Source organism: Bacillus sp. MSP13, assembly GCF_000815295.1.
Classification (GTDB): Bacteria; Bacillota; Bacilli; order Bacillales; family Bacillaceae; genus Bacillus; species Bacillus vallismortis.
Window position 1 is genome coordinate 198,992 of record NZ_JXAQ01000013.1, and the last position, 17,226, is coordinate 216,217.

Annotated in this window: 17 protein-coding genes and 3 pseudogenes; 9 read left to right on the plus strand and 11 right to left on the minus strand. The window is 44.5% G+C overall.

Annotated elements, in window-relative coordinates:
- Positions 1-140: 140 nt before the first annotated feature.
- From hxlA to nin, 5 genes are all read left to right on the plus strand, one after another.
- Positions 141-773, plus strand: coding sequence for a 3-hexulose-6-phosphate synthase (hxlA, locus tag SC79_RS15890; protein WP_010330234.1), 633 nt, complete (start codon positions 141-143; stop codon positions 771-773).
- Between the two features lie 4 nt (positions 774-777).
- Positions 778-1,335, plus strand: a complete 558-nt coding sequence (gene hxlB, locus SC79_RS15895) for a 6-phospho-3-hexuloisomerase (protein WP_039075881.1) — start codon at positions 778-780, stop codon at positions 1,333-1,335.
- A 111-nt stretch (positions 1,336-1,446) separates the two neighbouring features.
- Positions 1,447-3,168, plus strand: coding sequence for a methyl-accepting chemotaxis protein TlpC (tlpC, locus tag SC79_RS15900; RefSeq protein WP_039075882.1), 1,722 nt, complete (start codon positions 1,447-1,449; stop codon positions 3,166-3,168).
- 176 nt (positions 3,169-3,344) lie between these two features.
- Positions 3,345-3,794 (plus strand): DNA-entry nuclease, encoded by a 450-nt coding sequence (gene nucA, locus SC79_RS15905; RefSeq protein ID WP_142354790.1) that lies wholly within the window; start codon positions 3,345-3,347, stop codon positions 3,792-3,794.
- A gap of 23 nt (positions 3,795-3,817) precedes the next feature.
- Positions 3,818-4,216: a DNA-entry nuclease inhibitor gene (gene nin / locus SC79_RS15910; protein ID WP_039075884.1), complete on the plus strand. Its 399-nt coding sequence runs from the start codon at positions 3,818-3,820 to the stop codon at positions 4,214-4,216.
- Between the two features lie 75 nt (positions 4,217-4,291).
- Here nin and SC79_RS21390 read toward each other — a convergent pair.
- The 7 genes and pseudogenes from SC79_RS21390 to SC79_RS15940 all read right to left on the minus strand — a co-directional run.
- Positions 4,292-4,357 (minus strand): annotated as a pseudogene (locus SC79_RS21390) (hypothetical protein); the annotation flags it as partial.
- Between the two features lie 137 nt (positions 4,358-4,494).
- The gene (locus SC79_RS15915; protein WP_039075885.1) at positions 4,495-5,223 is read right to left on the minus strand and encodes an AAA family ATPase; all 729 of its coding nucleotides are present in this window, start codon (positions 5,221-5,223) and stop codon (positions 4,495-4,497) included.
- Between the two features lie 11 nt (positions 5,224-5,234).
- Positions 5,235-5,576 (minus strand): DUF3147 family protein, encoded by a 342-nt coding sequence (locus SC79_RS15920; protein ID WP_010330228.1) that lies wholly within the window; start codon positions 5,574-5,576, stop codon positions 5,235-5,237.
- Entirely contained in the window at positions 5,564-5,986 is a 423-nt protein-coding gene (locus SC79_RS15925; RefSeq protein WP_039075886.1) for a MarR family winged helix-turn-helix transcriptional regulator, read from the minus strand. Before SC79_RS15925 ends, SC79_RS15920 begins: the two co-directional genes overlap by 13 nt.
- 136 nt (positions 5,987-6,122) lie before the next feature.
- Complete coding sequence (locus SC79_RS15930) at positions 6,123-6,455, minus strand: YckD family protein (protein WP_039075887.1); 333 nt, start codon at positions 6,453-6,455, stop codon at positions 6,123-6,125.
- Between the two features lie 81 nt (positions 6,456-6,536).
- Positions 6,537-6,992, minus strand: coding sequence for an RDD family protein (locus tag SC79_RS15935; protein WP_039075888.1), 456 nt, complete (start codon positions 6,990-6,992; stop codon positions 6,537-6,539).
- 12 nt (positions 6,993-7,004) lie between these two features.
- Positions 7,005-8,141 carry a zinc-dependent alcohol dehydrogenase gene (locus SC79_RS15940; protein WP_039075889.1) on the minus strand — a complete coding sequence of 379 codons (1,137 nt, stop codon included), beginning with the start codon at positions 8,139-8,141 and terminating at the stop codon, positions 7,005-7,007.
- 167 nt (positions 8,142-8,308) lie between these two features.
- Between SC79_RS15940 and SC79_RS15945 the strand changes: the two genes are divergently transcribed.
- Both SC79_RS15945 and SC79_RS15950 read left to right on the plus strand, forming a co-directional pair.
- Complete coding sequence (locus SC79_RS15945) at positions 8,309-9,172, plus strand: transporter substrate-binding domain-containing protein (protein WP_082022765.1); 864 nt, start codon at positions 8,309-8,311, stop codon at positions 9,170-9,172.
- Between the two features lie 9 nt (positions 9,173-9,181).
- A complete protein-coding gene (locus SC79_RS15950) occupies positions 9,182-9,862 on the plus strand; it encodes an amino acid ABC transporter permease (RefSeq protein WP_039075890.1) in 681 nt (226 codons plus the stop codon).
- A gap of 47 nt (positions 9,863-9,909) precedes the next feature.
- On the opposite strand, the gene zinU is transcribed toward SC79_RS15950, so the two are convergent.
- From zinU to folE2, 4 genes and pseudogenes are all read right to left on the minus strand, one after another.
- Positions 9,910-11,103 (minus strand): zinc metallochaperone ZinU, encoded by a 1,194-nt coding sequence (zinU, locus tag SC79_RS15955; protein ID WP_039075891.1) that lies wholly within the window; start codon positions 11,101-11,103, stop codon positions 9,910-9,912.
- Positions 11,104-11,139: 36 nt separating this feature from the next.
- On the minus strand, positions 11,140-12,312 hold the full coding sequence (locus SC79_RS15960) for an FAD/NAD(P)-binding protein (RefSeq protein WP_039075892.1): 1,173 nt from the start codon (positions 12,310-12,312) through the stop codon (positions 11,140-11,142).
- Positions 12,313-12,395: 83 nt separating this feature from the next.
- Positions 12,396-12,960, minus strand: a pseudogene (locus tag SC79_RS15965) (L,D-transpeptidase).
- Complete coding sequence (folE2, locus tag SC79_RS15970) at positions 12,957-13,871, minus strand: GTP cyclohydrolase FolE2 (protein WP_039075894.1); 915 nt, start codon at positions 13,869-13,871, stop codon at positions 12,957-12,959. The pseudogene SC79_RS15965 and the gene folE2 overlap by 4 nt, the downstream one beginning before the upstream one ends.
- A gap of 119 nt (positions 13,872-13,990) precedes the next feature.
- Here folE2 and SC79_RS15975 point away from each other — a divergent pair.
- Positions 13,991-14,664: pseudogene (locus SC79_RS15975) on the plus strand (molybdopterin oxidoreductase family protein); the annotation flags it as partial.
- Positions 14,665-14,784: 120 nt separating this feature from the next.
- On the plus strand, positions 14,785-17,202 hold the full coding sequence (gene nasD / locus SC79_RS15980; protein WP_039075895.1) for an NADPH-nitrite reductase: 2,418 nt from the start codon (positions 14,785-14,787) through the stop codon (positions 17,200-17,202).
- Positions 17,203-17,226: the final 24 nt, after the last annotated feature.

Here is a 17,226-nt window from a genome sequence, read left to right on the forward strand (position 1 = left end):
CATAAAACCAAGCGAAAGAAATCTGATTGCCTCTTCTCACAGTATCCTCCAAGTAACTAGTTGACTTTAAAGTGCCTACTTCTCATGAAAAGTGGGAGCCTATAGAATGAAAAATAATTCGAAAAGGGAGTGGATCAATAATGGAATTACAATTAGCATTAGACCTCGTCAATATTCCGGAAGCCATCGAGCTCGTCAAAGAAGTGGAACAATACGTCGACGTGGTTGAAATCGGAACACCGGTTGTCATCAATGAAGGCCTCAGAGCCGTTAAAGAAGTAAAAGAAGCATTTCCGCAATTGAAGGTTCTAGCAGACCTGAAAATCATGGATGCCGGCGGATACGAGATCATGAAAGCGTCAGAAGCAGGCGCTGACATCATCACCGTTTTAGGGGCTACAGACGATGCAACAATTAAAGGCGCAGTAGAAGAAGCCAAAAAACAAAAGAAGAAAATCTTAGTCGACATGATTAACGTGAAAGATATTGAATCACGCGCGAAAGAAATTGACGCACTCGGTGTTGATTACATCTGCGTCCATACTGGATATGATCTTCAAGCAGAGGGCAAAAACTCTTTCGAAGAATTAACGACAATCAAAAATGCCGTAAAAAACGCAAAAACCGCAATTGCGGGCGGGATCAAGCTTGATACACTGCCAGAAGTGATCAAACAAAAGCCCGACCTTGTCATTGTTGGGGGCGGCATTACAAGCGCAGCCGATAAAGCCGAAACAGCTTCAAAAATGAAACAGCTTATTGCCCAAGGATAACGAAATGAAAACGACTGAATACGTAACGGAAATTCTGAATGAGTTACACCGTTCAGCGGCTAATATTTCTGATGAAGAAGCGGATCAGCTCGCCGACCACATTCTCTCGTCCAATCAAGTATTCACTGCGGGAGCGGGGCGGTCTGGCCTAATGGCAAAATCCTTCGCAATGAGATTGGTGCACATGGGCTTTAACGCTCATATCGTTGGCGAGATTCTCACTCCGCCGCTTCACGAAGGTGATCTCGTCATTATCGGCTCAGGATCAGGCGAGACAAAGAGCCTGATCCATACAGCAGCAAAAGCAAAAAGCTTACACGGGGTTGTTGCCGCTTTAACCATCAACCCGGAATCAAGCATTGGCAAACAAGCGGATCTCATCGTCAAAATGCCCGGTTCTCCTAAAGATCGGTCAAACGGAAGCGATAAAACCATACAGCCAATGGGTTCATTATTTGAGCAAACTTTGCTGCTATTCTATGATGCGGTGATTTTAAAACTCATGGAGAAAAAAGGACTCAATTCCGAAACCATGTTCACCCACCACGCAAACCTTGAATAGCCTCACACGACCGGCCTGAAGATCAGGCCGGTTTTTAAATTTCCAAAATAAAACTTTAAACCTAAAAACCGATAAGTAATATGACCTACAAAATTATAAAAAGGAGGAATTATGTTGATAAACCGACTAAGGCTTAAGCTGGGAACTAAAATTCTCTGCCTGGTTTTCGTGATTATTCTTATGTTTTCAGCATCAGTTGGCACTGTGATGCTTAAGGATATTACAGACAGCATGAAACAAATGGCGACTGAAAAAGCGAAAGGCGATCTCGCTTTAAGCAGCGCTTATATCGACGATGTTATTTCAGGGGATTGGGAGGTTAAAAACAACAAATTGTATAAAGGCCAAACCCAAATCAACGGTAATGAAGATATCGTTGATCTGCTTGGCGAAAAAACAGGCGATACCGTTACAATTTTTCAAGGGAATACTCGTGTAGCAACCAATGTCATGAAGAATGGCGAAAGAGCTGTCGGCACTCAGGCTTCTTCTGAAGTGACTGACGCTGTTTTAAAGAATGGAAAACGATTTTACGGACAAGCAGACGTAGCAGGCTCTTCTCATCAGACGGCATACATGCCTTTAAAAGATCAAAATGGGAATATCATCGGCATGCTGTATACAGGAGCCAATCAAAACATTTTAACATCACTTACGCAATCACTTCTCATTCAATTCGCTATCGTTCTTGTTATTGTCATTATTGTATCAGTCATCCTTGTCCTGCTTTTCACTAGAAGAATCAATAAGCGGCTGAACGCTTTAAAATGCGCCTTTGAAAGTGCCGGAAACGGAGATATGACAATAGAGGTGTCAGACAAATCCGGTGACGAGCTATCAGAACTCAGCTTCTATTACAATAAGATGCGAATGAAACTGAACGATACCATCCAGACCGTACAGCAATCAGCCCTTCAGCTTGCGTCAGCCTCTCAGCAGCTCTCAGCAGGTGCAGAGGAAACAAATCAAGCTTCAGAAAAGATCACAGAAGCTGTACAGCAGATTGCAAATGGGGCCCAGCATCAGATCAATCGAATTGAAGACAGTGAGGGCTCACTAAAACAAGCTTCAGCAGACATCCAAGATATTTCTTCAAATACTGCCGCAATTGCTGACAAAGGGAAGCTTGCACAAACAAAAGCCGACATTGGGCAAAAGGAAGTTCTAAATGTACAGGCACAAATGGATGCGATACACCATTCGATTCAGAAAAGCGGGGAAATCATACAGCAGCTGGACGGCCGCTCAAAACAAATTGAACAAATTTTATCCGTCATCACCCAAATTGCCGATCAGACAAATCTGCTTGCGCTCAACGCAGCGATTGAAGCTGCCAGAGCCGGTGAACATGGCAAAGGCTTTGCAGTCGTTGCAGATGAAGTACGTAAATTAGCGGAAGAATCTCAACAATCTGCGGGACAGATTTCAAAACTGGTTACAGAAATACAAAAAGATATGAACCTTTCTGCTAGATCTGTTGACCATGTGAAAACAGAGGCTGTAGAAGGTGTCACTATGATCCAGCGCACCCGAAATGCATTTAAGGAAATTGCAGCCGCAACAGGTGAAATCAGTGCCGAAATTAGTGACTTATCATCATCTGTAACAAATATTTCAGCTACTGCACACCAAATAAACGACTCTTTTGCAGCCAATACGGACGACATAAAGGAATCCACAGAAAATACCCGGCAGGCTGCCGCACTAACAGAAGAGCAATTTGCTGCTATGGAAGAGATTACTGCAGCTTCTGAAACGCTATCTCAATTAGCTGAGGAGCTTACCGGTATCATAAGCCAATTTAAAATGATTGATCAACCTGAAATCGACTGATGACTCAGTGTCATTATTGAAATTTAGAAACAGTGTTTTACTAAAAACAAATATTTCGCTCTTCTAAAATTACGATATCAGCAATAAAACGAGTGTAAAACAAAATGTTTTAACCTTTACACCAAACGTTTTCTGGATTACTCTTGGGTCAGTTTTAACGTTGCTAAAAGCGGGAGGTGAACATCACGATGGACATCATAAAAACGATACTTCTCGTCATCGTCGTCATAGCAGCTGCAGCTGTCGGCCTGATCAAGGGAGACTTTTTCTCAGCTGATCAAAAAACGTCTCAAACGAATGAATATGACGAAACAATCGCCCTCCCTTCGGACCGTTATCCCGAAACGGCAAAACATATTGAGGATGCGATAAATGAGGGGCACTCAGATGTATGCACCATCGACAGAGACGGCGCTGAGGAACGCCGCGAGCAATCATTAAAAGACGTACCTCCTAAAACGGGGTATGACAGAGATGAATGGCCAATGGCCATGTGCAAAGAAGGCGGTGAGGGAGCTTCAGTAGAATATATTTCTCCCGCAGACAACCGCGGTGCAGGCTCCTGGGTCGGGCATCAGCTTACCGATTATCCAAATGGCACAAAGGTTTTATTCACCATTCAGTAAACAGTTAGAGGAGGAACAGCACATTGATCAAGTCATGGAAGCCACAAGAACTGTCGATTTCATATCATCAATTTACTGTATTTCAAAAGGATTCTGCACCTCCTGTTATGGATTGGACTGACGAAGCGATAGAAAAAGGATTTGCTGCGGCGGACGGAGCGATTTCATTTGAAGCACAGAGAAATACAAAGGCCTTTATTCTTTTGCGCCTGAACAGTTCAGAAACTGTAAACTCCTACGAAAAGAAAGTGACTGTTCCTTTTCAAGTCACAGAAAACAGAATTGAAATTGAAAGCATTATGTCTAAAAGGCTGTCCTTTGATCTCCCTAAAGGAGACTATCAATTGACATGCTGGACGGTGCCGGCTGAGATGTCAGATCTGCACGCCGACACTTATATTATTGATGCTGTTTCTGTGTAATGAAAAAGCCCTGAGAGCATGACTCTCAGGGACTCTTTATAAACTCTCTCCGTTTGTCTTACTGACATCCTGATACTAATAAAAGCTTTTTATCTTCAAGCGTTTTAAATCATGTGTATTTTCCTCATCGCGATTGACAAATCTGTTAAGCTGGCTGAATGGCTACCAAAAAAGATACGGATTTGTATGGATGCTGACGGATCATAGTGTGTTATCACTCCTGAAATATTTGATAAACCTATCATAGGCTGTGAAACGCGTTTTATATCAACTCGATATCAATCTCGGAACAGCTCATTCAATATTTTTTCTCTGTGTCCAAGAAAATATCGTGTTAATTGAACATGTTCTGTTTCCTCATAATCTGTATGATGTATCCTTCCACCATCAAAGCTTAAAATATTTGCATTGGGATAGCCCAGGAGGATCGGGGAGTGAGTCGCAATGATCATCTGCACATTTCCACCCTTCACCAAATCATGTATTAACCTCAAAAAAGCCAACTGCCTGGCTGGAGAAAGTGCCGCTTCTGGCTCATCTAAAAGATAAATCGCTTTTTCATTAAAACGATGACGGAACAAAGACATAAAGGATTCTCCATGTGATTGCTCGTGCAGCGGCCTCCCGCCATAAGAACGGTATGGCTGAGGAGCATCTAATTCCATCTTATCCAGATGAAGAGAAAGATGATAAAACGATTCAGCTCTTAAAAAGAAGCCATTTGTTACTTTTGGAAGCCAAGACAAGCGTATGTAATCGCCTAAGTGAGAATCTGACTCCTGTAATTCATAGACATTATTTCGGCTTCCACCCGCTGTATTGAATTCACATTTATGTGCTATCGCTTCAAGCAAAGTAGATTTACCGGATCCATTTTCTCCTACAAAAAAAGTTACTTGGCTAGTAAATAAAATGTCATGTAATTGGCTGATAGCCGGGATAGAAAAAGGAAACCTGCCAAAGTCCGAAATCTTATCTCGAAGAAGAGTAACCTTTTTTAAAAACATAGCATCTCCTTTCAGTTACATAATATATTGAGGAAAATCTTCTGTATGTATAAAAACATAGCCCATCCTAGTAATCCAAAGCATACCGCCAACCAGAATGGCACATGAATTTTCAGCAAAAACGCCAAAATAGCAAGTAAAAAAACTGTAGCAGGGATTCCTCTAAGCACACCTGATGCAAATTGGCTTAATTGAGCTGTTTTTTCACCCTCCATTCGCATCCAAAAAAGGCTTAATAAACTGACCAAGGGTAAAGCGGCTATGATTCCTCCATAGGTCGGATGTCTTTTTGATATTTCAGTTACAAAACCAATAATCAACGCAGAGATGATCACTTTGCTTAGGACTGCCATTGTTTAGCTTCCTTACTTAAAAGTTCAAAGGCCTGTTCAAGTAAATCCTTTTCTGATGTGCTCATTCGTTCAATGATTTGTTTTAATTTCTCTTTATCTAGCTGTGTATGCTGTTCAAGAACAGCTCTTCCTTCTTGTGTTAAGAAAACGAAAACCTTTCGTTCATCTTGGTCACTTCGCCGTTTAGCCGCAAATCCCTTTTGAATTAAACGTTTAGTATGCTCTGACGCTGTATTGTGAGAGACAGACAAGTATTCAGCCAAAGCCCCTATTGTTGCTTCGCCTCGCTTTTCAATATGCTGCATGAGCCGTATTGCCTGGTGAGAAATATTGTCTTTATGTTTGTAATGTAATAAATAATAAATATCTGTCCACTGCTGGTTTAACTTAGTTATGAAATCCAATTCCATCGTACACACCCCTTTTATATCTTATTATACGATATAAATGACCAATACGATATTATTTTCTCAAGTTTCACTTATTTGTTACTAGCAGCTTATTCACATGATAAAAGCACCCAATTCCCATTGGATGCTTACCGTTTTAATGTCTTTTTTCAAATTTATGCGGATGGGGGTGAGGCTTTGGAACAAAGCCATTTTGTTTCATCATTTCAAAGTGTTTGTCCATATGATTTTTGATGTGTTCTCCTCTTTCTTTAGGCAGAACACCATATTCCACATACTTCGAGACAACGTCTTTACGCTTTTTCAGTATGTCTGCTTCAAGCTGTTCAATTTCTTTCTTTTGCTGATCTGTCAATGTTACATTTGCGGGTGGCTGCTGCTGTTTTTCAGAGGCTTCAGCTGTGCCGGTCAGAGAAATGACAGCTGCGGCTAAGAACAAAATGATGATATTTATTTTCATTCGTTTCATCCAATTTATTCCTCCTTTTCTTTTTTCATATGTTTTGCTGCATTTCATTTTTTATGCATGCAAAATAAAAAGAGCGAACCATTATTCGCTCTTTCTGATCTGTTCGTCAGTATAAAGTTCTGCTTCACCCGGAGACGCGTAAGTGACATACGTTCCTGCAATTACATCATGCAGTGTCCGTTTGTCTTCCCGCACGGCGATCATAATCAGGCTGGCGATTAAGCCTAGGCCGAATGTTAATGTGTAAACCAGGCCGGCAACAATAACCCGCAAAAACATCGTTAACAGGCTGACCTGTGATCCGTCTTTTTTTACGATTCTGATACCGCAGATTCTTTTTCCGATAACGTAGCCGTTCCAAAACACCGGCAGCAAAATAGAGTACAGGAGAACAATCAAGCTGATGAACATGCTGTCGTTCGGGTCTTTTCCTGTAATCAGCCAATAGATCAGCAATAGAGGAACAGAGACTATAATGTAATCCAACAATGAAGCTCCCAGTCTGATCCAGAATCCGGCTGGTTTGTAAATATTCATTTGACTCCCCCATTATGGTTTCAATATTGCTTTGATGTTTCCATCTTCTTTCTTATCGAATATATCATATGCCTTAGGGGCATCAGCAAGCCTTAATTTATGCGTAATAATGTCGGTTGGATCGATTTCTTTCTGCTTCACCATTTCATATAGCATTGGCATCAGATGGATGACGGGCGCCTGGCCCATTTTGATTGATACATTTCGGGTAAAGAAATCGCCGAGCGGAAAACCGTCCGCTTGAGAGATATATGCCCCTGTCAGCTGGACTGTGCCAAACTTTCTGACGGCTTCAGAAGCGGTGAGGATCGGACTGATCGTACCGAATTGATTCGGCTTTTCAGACGTATTTTCTTGAAAAAGCGGTGTTCCGTCCATTCCCACACAATCAATGACAACATCTGCTCCGCCGTTTGTTTCATGATAAAGAAGCTGTCCGATCTCATCGTGTTCCGAAAAATTAAATGTTTCCGCCCCGTTTGTCCGCTTTGCGTGTTCAAGCCGATGCGGGACTTGGTCAACGGAGATGACACGTTTTGCCCCTTTCATCCAAGCAAATTTTTGCGCCATCAAGCCAATTGGCCCCGATCCGAGAATCAGGACGGTATCACCTTTTTTCACACCGCTGTGCTCCACGCTCCAAAAAGCTGTCGGCATGACATCCGATAGAAGTAATACTTGTTCATCCTCAAGATCGCTGTCTGCCGGCACCTTAAAGGAAGAAAAGTCAGCGTAAGGGACACGAAGGTATTCAGCCTGTCCACCCGGAAAATTTCCGTTGAATTCGGAGAAACCGAATAAGCCGCCGGCATCGGTATGCGGGTTTGGATTTGATTCATCACATTGACTCTCCATCTGGTGCTTGCAGTAGAAGCATTCTCCGCAGCCGATGTTAAACGGAATAACGACACGGTCACCCTTTTTTAGCGTTTTGACTTCATTTCCGACTTCTTCAACGATTCCCATTGGTTCATGACCGATGATATAATCCGGAGCGGCCGGAATCCCATTTTTATACAGGTGAAGATCGGAGCCGCAAATGCCTGTTGCGGTAATACGGATTATGGCATCCTTATCGTGTTGAATCCCTGGATCAGCTGCATCCTTCACTTCAACATGCTCTTTTCCTTGGTATGTCAATGCTTTCATCCATGGACAACTCCTTTTTTATCACTCCTTCCCTTCATAGCAGCTTTTAAACGTGCACACGCATTTGTCTACACAATTCTAACTTTTTGAAAACGAGCTCAACATATTGCAACCCCTTATGTTCAATGCTATCTTTTTAGTTGATTAACAGATTGGGGGAAACAAAGGTGAAATCATTCATGCAATCAAAAGCCGTTATATTCAGTTTCACAATGGCTTTCTTTCTCATATTGGCAGCCTGTTCCGGCAAAAATGAAGCCGATTCCAAGGATACAGGCTGGGATCAGATCAAAGACAAAGGAAAAATCGTTGTCGCTACATCTGGCACGCTTTATCCCACTTCTTACCACGATACCGATTCTGGTTCCGATAAGCTGACGGGCTATGAGGTTGAAGTCATTCGTGAAGCGGCAAAACGCCTGGGGCTAAAGGTTGAGTTCAAGGAGATGGGAATTGACGGGATGCTGACAGCGGTGAACAGCGGCCAGGTTGACGCAGCCGCAAATGACATCGATGTGACAAAGGATCGCGAGAAGAAGTTCGCGTTTTCCACTCCATATAAATACTCATACGGCACAGCTATTGTCCGAAAAGACGATTTATCAGGAATTAAAACGCTTAAGGATTTAAAAGGGAAGAAAGCGGCTGGCGCAGCTACGACAGTCTACATGGATGTAGCGAGAAAATACGGCGCCAAAGAAGTCATTTATGATAATGCGACCAATGAGCAGTATTTAAAAGATGTCGCCAACGGACGCACTGATGTCATTTTAAATGACTATTACCTGCAGACACTTGCGCTCGCAGCATTCCCGGATCTCAATATTACGATCCATCCTGACATTAAGTATATGCCGAACAAACAGGCGCTCGTCATGAAAAAAAGCAATGCGGCACTACAGAAAAAGATGAACGAAACATTGAAAGAGATGAGCAAGGATGGCACTTTGGCTAAGCTCTCGAAACAATTCTTCAATAAAGCAGATGTATCAAAGAAACTGGAAGTCGACGTTCAAGACGTTGATTTGTAATCGGACGCCATGATCAATAGCATTCAGTGGGAATATATTTTCAACACAAAGCTGGCGATTGACTCGTTTCCTTATGTCATACAAGGGATTGGATATACACTGCTCATCTCATTTGTGAGCATGTTTGCGGGAACGGTGCTCGGCCTGTTCATATCACTTGCCAGAATGTCTACACTCGCCTTGTTAAGATGGCCGGCGAAGCTCTATATTTCCTTTATGCGGGGCGTCCCGATTTTAGTGATCTTATTTATCCTTTATTTCGGATTTCCTTATATCGGGATTGAATTTTCCGCAGTCACTGCCGCTCTAATCGGCTTTAGCCTGAACAGCGCAGCCTACATTGCGGAAATTAACCGTTCAGCGATTTCATCCGTTGAAAAAGGACAGTGGGAAGCCGCATCCTCTCTCGGTCTTTCCTATTGGCAGACAATGAGGGGCATCATTTTGCCGCAATCGGTCCGTATTGCGCTCCCTCCGCTTGCCAACGTATTGCTCGACTTAATCAAAGCGTCCTCTCTCGCTGCGATGATCACAGTGCCGGAATTGCTCCAGCATGCGAAAATCATCGGCGGCAGAGAGTTTGATTACATGACCATGTATATTCTGACCGCTCTCATTTATTGGGCCATCTGCTCAGCAGCGGCCGCTTTTCAGAATATCCTTGAGAAAAAATACGCTCATTATGTTTAAACAAACGTTTCATTAAAAAAGCCGCTCCTCAGGAGACGGCTTTTTTCCTATTGATACAGCTTCCACTTGAATGGGTCCTCAAACAGCGACCAGTCGGAATCAAATTCATACTCAGTCAGCAGGCATTGATCAAGCTCTTTCGTGATCGCTTCTTCATCCAAGTCGGTTCCGATAAACACCAGCTGCGTCAGCCGGTCGCCGAATTCCGGATCCCAGTCCTCCAAAATTTCCGGCTCCTGCTGTTTGACTTGCTCCTGTTCAAGATTTGGCAGTGCCGCCACCCAATACGATACAGGCTCAATCGTTACCGACGGCCCAGCTTGCGACATCAGCAAAGCGAGATTGTTATGCGAGGCGCACCAGACGATTCCTTTTGCGCGGACCACATTCTTTGGCATTTGATCCATCCAATGATAAAACCGTGTAGAATGAAACGGCAAACGTCTCTTATACACAAATGAAGAAATGCCGTATTCTTCTGTTTCCGGGGTGTGTTCCGCATGGCCTGCCGTCAGCTCTTGAATCCAGCCGGCTGATCCGCTCGCTTCCTCAAAGTTAAATAACCCTGTATGCAAAATCTCCTGCGGTTTTACATTTCCTTTGACGGAACGAATGAATTTGGCCCTTGGCTGCAGTTTGCGAAGGACTTTTTCAAGCTGTTCGAGTTCTTGCTCACTGACCAAATCACATTTATTTAAGATCAGAACATCGCAAAACTCGATTTGATCGATCAAGAGGTCGGCAATGTCTCTTTCATCTTCTTCTCCTAATGCTTCTTTGCGGTCCAGAAGGCTATCGCCTGACTGATAATCATGCCAAAAACGGTTGGCATCAACCACTGTCACCATCGTATCCAGCTGACAGAATTTTGTAAGGTCGATCCCCATCTCTTCGTCGATATAAGAAAAAGTCTGGGCCACCGGGATCGGTTCGCTGATTCCCGTCGATTCGATTACGATATAATCAAACCGCCCTTCCTTTACCAGTTTCTCGACTTCAATTAATAAATCCTCACGAAGCGTGCAGCAAATGCAGCCGTTTGACATTTCCACAAGCTTTTCATCTGTTCTGGAAAGACCGCCTTCCTGCTTAACCAATCCCGCGTCAATGTTCACCTCGCTCATATCGTTGACGATGACGGCTATTTTTAAGCCTTCACGATTTTGCAGAATGCTGTTCAGCAATGTTGTTTTTCCCGCGCCAAGATAACCGCTCAGTACGGTAACCGGAATTTTTTTCATATGAATGTCCCCCTCTTAAAATAGAATCATTACGATTTAACTTGTATGCTTCGCCGTATATGTAATGGTGTAAGCAGCTTTTCGCGCTCCGTAAATATTTCTCGCTGTCGGCCCGATTTCTAATTCAGCAAAGGCTCCCATCACATATATTCCTTTTCCCCATTCCAAATCCTTGCCACCGATCGGAAAACCGCAGCCTGCATAAGGCAATTGCTCCGCTTGCGCTGCTCTCTGTACCCAATCGAACCGGCTGATGTCCGAAGTAAAACCTGTTGCCAGTGCGATACGCTCGTATTTAGATGGCGATTGGCTGGTTTTTCCGTGTATCATTAGCTTGCCGTCATCTGTTTTTTGGCAAGACTCAATTTCATCCTGAATGACTTTTATTCTGCCCTCTTCCCTATAGACAGCAAGCTTTCTTGACATGTCTTTTGGAAAAGAGCCGCGGTGTCTGGCGCTTGTAATCCATTGCCTTCTCTGTTGATAGTCCGACGTTTCGCTGAATGCTTTCATATATTTCGGACCAAGCCATCCCGGATCACTGTCGAAGTCATAGATCCGAAACGGATGCCTCGCCAGCATCGTTACATCATGGCCGTCATCTGCGAGCTTTACGGCATAATGAGCCGCCGTTATCCCCCCGCCGACAACTGCCATTTGCACCCTTTTATTGCTTACACCGTGTACATCTCTGTCAAAGACATGATAAACGCCGTCATACTGAAATGGTTTTGCCCACTCCGGCCAAAAGGGCTGATGGGAAAAACTCATGGCTAAAACCGCTCGTTCACCCGTGAGTGTTCCGGCGCCATCTATCTCCGCTACCCACAATCCATCTTCCCTTCTCAGATTTGTCACCATGCCCCTTTTCCATGCTTGATCAATCTGTATCTCGTCCAGCACCGTCTCACAGTGCTGATTGAAGAGCGACAGCGAGGGCCTTTTATATCTTCCAAGGAACACTTCCGGCCATTGGCTTTTATCCGCATACGTTTGCAGGCTGAACGGCTCTGTGTCTACGTGATGAACCGAAGGAGAGCGTAAGTATTTCATCTGAATGCGGCTTGTGTTTCGTTTCCAGCATTCAAGAGGCCGTTCATGGGGATCAATGACAGCCATTTCCTCAATCGATGCCCTTCCGCTTTTCACAAGATGCACAGCCAAGGTTGAGCCTTGGATGCCGCCGCCAATGGTCAGCCATTTATACATAGGAGAATCTCCTCTCTACAAAACGTAATTGTTACGATTTAAATAGTATGTTCTTTTTTCCTTTTTGTCAACTGCTTTTCCATTCAGCCAATCACAACTTTTGTATGTTGAGGGATGTTTTCATACATCCATTTCGCATCTGGGATGGCCAGTCTGATACATCCATGAGATGCCTTCATCCCTAGCTTTTCTGCTTCTTTTTCGATGACTTTTTTATCCTTTGTCATCGGTACACTGTGAAATAGAAATTCGCCATGGTTCTTCCATGAGACCCAGTATTCCGCGCCTTCCTGATATCCTTCAGAGAAAAACCATTCTCCCCGTTCAGGCTCTATATAAAAGGTGCCCTTTGGCGTAGCGTCATCTTTTGTTTGATCCAGTCCTGACGAGACAATCATTGTATATAAGGTTTTGCTTCCTTCTTTAAGGTAAGCCTTCTGGTCTTTCACATCAATCCAGACAAGCTTCTCCTTGATATTCGGGTATTCACCGCCTGAAGGCTTTGTCCAATCAATGCTGGTTTCCTCTGTCTTTTGCTCAGACGTTGCGTGATCTGCCGTTTTCTTCTTATCAGCGCTTGTGTGTTCTTCCGCATGGCCAGAGCAGGATGGCCGGTACAAGAACTGCAACAAATAATAAGAGTTTCATATTCGATCCTCCTGTTTCGAGAAACGCAGCTTTGCATAGGCGTCGTGAAGATGGATCGATTCTTCATTGCGGCATTCAATCTCAAAAGCTGTCACCCATTCAAGCTCATACAAATCGGCAGCGATCAGCCGGACGAGATCCTCCACAAATCTCGGGTTTTCATATGCCGTTTCTGTTACGGCTTTTTCATCAGGGCGCTTCAACACCGGGTGCAGTCTAGCGGAGGCATTTGATTCCGCTGCATGAAGCAAATCGGCTTTAACATCACTTGGCAGCGATGCAGCCGGATGAATGTCAGCCCAAATGCTGACCGTTCCCCTCTGATTATGGGCGCTGTATTCACTGATTTCCTTGGAGCAAGGGCACAGGGTCGTTACTTTCGCTGAGATGCCGGCATGCTGTTCAAACGGCTGATCTTCCCGATAGGTGACAGACATCCATATGTCAGCATGCATCAGGCCCGCTTTCTCAAGCTTCGGGCTTTTTCGTTCGAAAAACCATGGAAACCGCACTTCGACTGATGCGGAGGACTGGCCCATGTTTTCCGCAAGCTCTTTCGTAAATTGCTGAAGTATGGAAAATGAGAGAATCCAGCCGTTTTGATGATAGGCTTGAAGCAGCTCTGTTAACCGGCTCATGTTAATTCCCTTTTGATTTCTCCGCAAATCACAAGTCATTGTAAAGTTTGCGGCCGTTGTTTGCTTAGCAGGCGCCATGACAGAAGTGATTGTGACCGGATGGGACACGTTAGCGACACCTACATGCTGAATGTCAAAAAAATAATCTTTTCTGATGTTTTGCAGATCCTTCATTTTTTCTTTTTCTACAGGTTTATCGCCTTTCAGCGGACTGACCGACCCAAAATATTGAAGTCGCTCCGGTTTTTCCAGCAGCAGCGTGTGTTGATTCAATCAGAAAACTCCTCTCATCAATAAATCGTAATTATTACTATTTATTTTGATCGCTTCACCGATGAAAATCAAGAGAAAATAAAAAGACACGCACGAAACGTGTCCTTGAAAACCTATACATCCGCATCTTTATTTCTGAGACGGCGACATACCAGATGTGATTTTGCCCGCCTCCTCTTACTTAGAAGATGAGGGCACCATGACAAATGCCGAAGGCCGCGTGACATTAAGAGAAGCAAGCCGGGGCGGGATTGCTGATTATTCGGGCATCACATACGACAGGCTCAGGCGTGAAGGCGGCATTCATTGGCCGTGTCCGGAACCTGATCACCTTGGAACCGGGCGCTTATTTGCGGACTCATTCGCACATCCGGATCAAAAAGCGGCACTAAGTGTGATTCCAAACGACACGGCAGTTCCAAAAGAGAAGCCGACAGCCGATTACCCGCTTTATTTAACGACAGGCCGAGTCATGGCTCACTACTTAACAGGCGTCCAAACGAGAAAAAGCGCCGCCCTTGCCGCGAGACATTTTGAATCATTTATGGAAATCCATCCGCAAACAGCAGCGTCCTTTCAAATTGAAGACCGTGTGCTCGTAAAAATAGAATCGCCGCGGGGGAGCATCACCGTCCGCAGCAAATTATCAGATCAAATCAGAAAAGACACCGTTTTTGTTCCCATCCATTGGGCAGATGCTCAAAATGTGAATGATTTAATCGGCGAGACCTTAGATCCAGCCTGCAAAATGCCCGGTTTTAAGGTGTGCGCCGTCCGAATCAGGCCTTTTTAAATTTTTCATAAAATTTTTAGAACTTTTCGTATATTTTGTTACATTTTATAACATGCATCTTAAATATTTCTTTTTGCTGTGCTACGCTGAAAAAAACATTGATAAGGAGCGGATCATCTGATGGGAAAAAAACAGCTAGTTCTTGTTGGAAACGGAATGGCCGGGGTAAGGGCCATTGAAGAGATACTGAGTGTTGCAAAAGACGAGTTTCAGATCACAATTTTCGGTGCCGAACCGCATCCCAACTATAACCGAATCCTGTTATCAAAAGTGCTTCAAGGCGATACAGACATTAAAGATATTACGTTAAACGATTGGGACTGGTACGAAGAAAACCATATTCAATTATATACAAATGAAACAGTCATCAAAGTGGACACGGAAAACAAAACAGTCATCACAGATGCAGACAGAATCCAGCCTTACGACGAATTGATCCTGGCAACCGGATCTGTCCCTTTTATCCTTCCGATTCCGGGCGCAGACAAAAAAGGCGTCACAGCTTTCCGGGACATAAAAGATACAGACACGATGCTCGCCGCGTCCAAACAATATAAAAAAGCTGCCGTCATCGGCGGAGGCCTGCTTGGTTTGGAAGCCGCACGCGGGCTCTTGAATCTCGGCATGGATGTCTCTGTCATCCACCTTGCCCCATTTCTGATGGAACGGCAGCTTGATGCAACGGCTGGGCGCCTGCTGCAAAACGAATTAGAAAAACAAGGAATGACATTTTTACTTGAAAAACAAACCGAAGAAATTATCGGTGATGGCCGTGTCGAAGGTCTCCGGTTCAAAGACGGCACAAGCATTGAAGCTGATTTAATCGTCATGGCTGTCGGCATCCGCCCGAATACACAGCTTGGCGCGGAAAGCGGCATTCCGGTGAACCGCGGTATCATTGTCAACGATTATATGGAAACTGAAATCCCCCATATTTATGCGGTCGGCGAATGCGCTGAGCACCGGGGAATGGCTTACGGGCTCGTGGCGCCGCTTTATGAACAGGCAAAAGTGCTGGCGAAGCATATATGCGGCATCGAAACGAAACCGTATGAAGGTTCCGTCCTCTCTACTCAGCTAAAGGTATCAGGCGTCGAGGTTTTCTCCGCCGGTGACTTTGATGAATCAGAGGAGAAAAAAGCGATTAAAGTCTTCGATGAACAGGATGGCATCTATAAAAAAATCGTCCTGAGAGGCAATCAAATTGTCGGTGCTGTTTTATTCGGCGACAGCAGCGAGGGCAACCGCCTGTTTTCTATGATTCAAAAAGAAGCCGATATCACTGAAACCTCTAAAATCTCAATCTTACAGCCTCTCAATCAAGAAGCCGGCACAAGCATTACCGCAGCGATGAGCGATGATGAAATCATCTGCGGCTGTAACGGCGTGTCAAAAGGTGACATCATTCTAGCCATACAGGAAAAGGGCTGCTCGTCAACGGACGAGATCAAAGCATGCACCGGTGCATCCCGTTCATGCGGAGGCTGTAAGCCGCTCGTAGAAGAAATCCTCCAACATACGCTCGGATCAGACTTTGATGCATCAGCGCAAAAAGAAGCGATTTGCAGCTGCACCACATTGTCAAGAGATGAAGTCGTAGAACAAATCAAAGCCAAAGGGCTGTCACATACAAGAGAAATCATGAACGTACTCGGCTGGAAAACGCCAGAAGGCTGTTCCAAATGCCGGCCGGCCCTTAACTATTACCTAGGCATGATCAATCCAACCAAATACGAGGATGATCGTACTTCCCGCTTTGTAAACGAACGAATGCACGCCAATATTCAAAAAGACGGAACATATTCAGTCGTGCCTCGGATGTACGGCGGCGTGACCAACTCCACAGATTTGCGCAAGATCGCCGATGTCGTCGACAAGTATGAGATCCCGCTCGTGAAAATGACCGGAGGCCAGCGGATTGATCTCATCGGCGTGAAAAAAGAAGACCTTCCGAAGGTATGGGAAGATCTTGATATGCCGTCAGGCTACGCGTACGGAAAGACACTGCGCACAGTAAAAACATGTGTAGGCCAGCAATTCTGCCGCTTCGGCACGCAAGACTCCATGGCATTAGGCATCGACCTTGAGAAAAAATTTGAAGGACTCAACACGCCACACAAAGTGAAAATGGCCGTATCTGCCTGCCCGCGAAACTGTGCAGAGTCCGGCATTAAGGACCTTGGCGTTGTCGGCATTGACGGAGGCTGGGAGCTTTACGTCGGAGGAAACGGCGGAACCCATTTACGCGCCGGTGATTTGCTGATGAAGGTGAAAACAAATGAAGAAGTCTTAGAATACGCAGGCGCCTACCTGCAATATTACCGGGAAACCGCAAACTATCTGGAGCGCACTTCCGCCTGGCTTGAGCGCGTCGGTTTATCCCATGTCCAATCCGTATTAAACGATCCGGAAAAACGGCAGGAGCTAAACGGCCGAATGAACGAAACACTCTCTGTCCACAAGGATCCATGGAAGGGCTTTTTGGAAAACAAACAAAGCTCTAATGAATTATTTCAAAACGTCGTGACCACATCATAATGACAAAAAACAAACATGAAGGAG

Excerpts from the sequence above, each read along its gene's own strand:
- hxlA (WP_010330234.1), top strand. The coding sequence starts at position 141 with ATGGAATTACAATTAGCATTAGACCTCGTCAATATTCCGGAAGCCATC.
- hxlB (WP_039075881.1), top strand. The coding sequence starts at position 778 with ATGAAAACGACTGAATACGTAACGGAAATTCTGAATGAGTTACACCGT.
- tlpC (WP_039075882.1), top strand. The coding sequence starts at position 1,447 with ATGTTGATAAACCGACTAAGGCTTAAGCTGGGAACTAAAATTCTCTGC.
- SC79_RS15915 (WP_039075885.1), bottom strand. The coding sequence starts at position 5,223 with ATGTTTTTAAAAAAGGTTACTCTTCTTCGAGATAAGATTTCGGACTTT.
- SC79_RS15920 (WP_010330228.1), bottom strand. The coding sequence starts at position 5,576 with ATGGCAGTCCTAAGCAAAGTGATCATCTCTGCGTTGATTATTGGTTTT.
- SC79_RS15925 (WP_039075886.1), bottom strand. The coding sequence starts at position 5,986 with ATGGAATTGGATTTCATAACTAAGTTAAACCAGCAGTGGACAGATATT.
- SC79_RS15930 (WP_039075887.1), bottom strand. The coding sequence starts at position 6,455 with ATGAAACGAATGAAAATAAATATCATCATTTTGTTCTTAGCCGCAGCT.
- SC79_RS15935 (WP_039075888.1), bottom strand. The coding sequence starts at position 6,992 with ATGAATATTTACAAACCAGCCGGATTCTGGATCAGACTGGGAGCTTCA.
- SC79_RS15940 (WP_039075889.1), bottom strand. The coding sequence starts at position 8,141 with ATGAAAGCATTGACATACCAAGGAAAAGAGCATGTTGAAGTGAAGGAT.
- SC79_RS15950 (WP_039075890.1), top strand. The coding sequence starts at position 9,182 with ATGATCAATAGCATTCAGTGGGAATATATTTTCAACACAAAGCTGGCG.
- zinU (WP_039075891.1), bottom strand. The coding sequence starts at position 11,103 with ATGAAAAAAATTCCGGTTACCGTACTGAGCGGTTATCTTGGCGCGGGA.
- SC79_RS15960 (WP_039075892.1), bottom strand. The coding sequence starts at position 12,312 with ATGTATAAATGGCTGACCATTGGCGGCGGCATCCAAGGCTCAACCTTG.
- nasD (WP_039075895.1), top strand. The coding sequence starts at position 14,785 with ATGGGAAAAAAACAGCTAGTTCTTGTTGGAAACGGAATGGCCGGGGTA.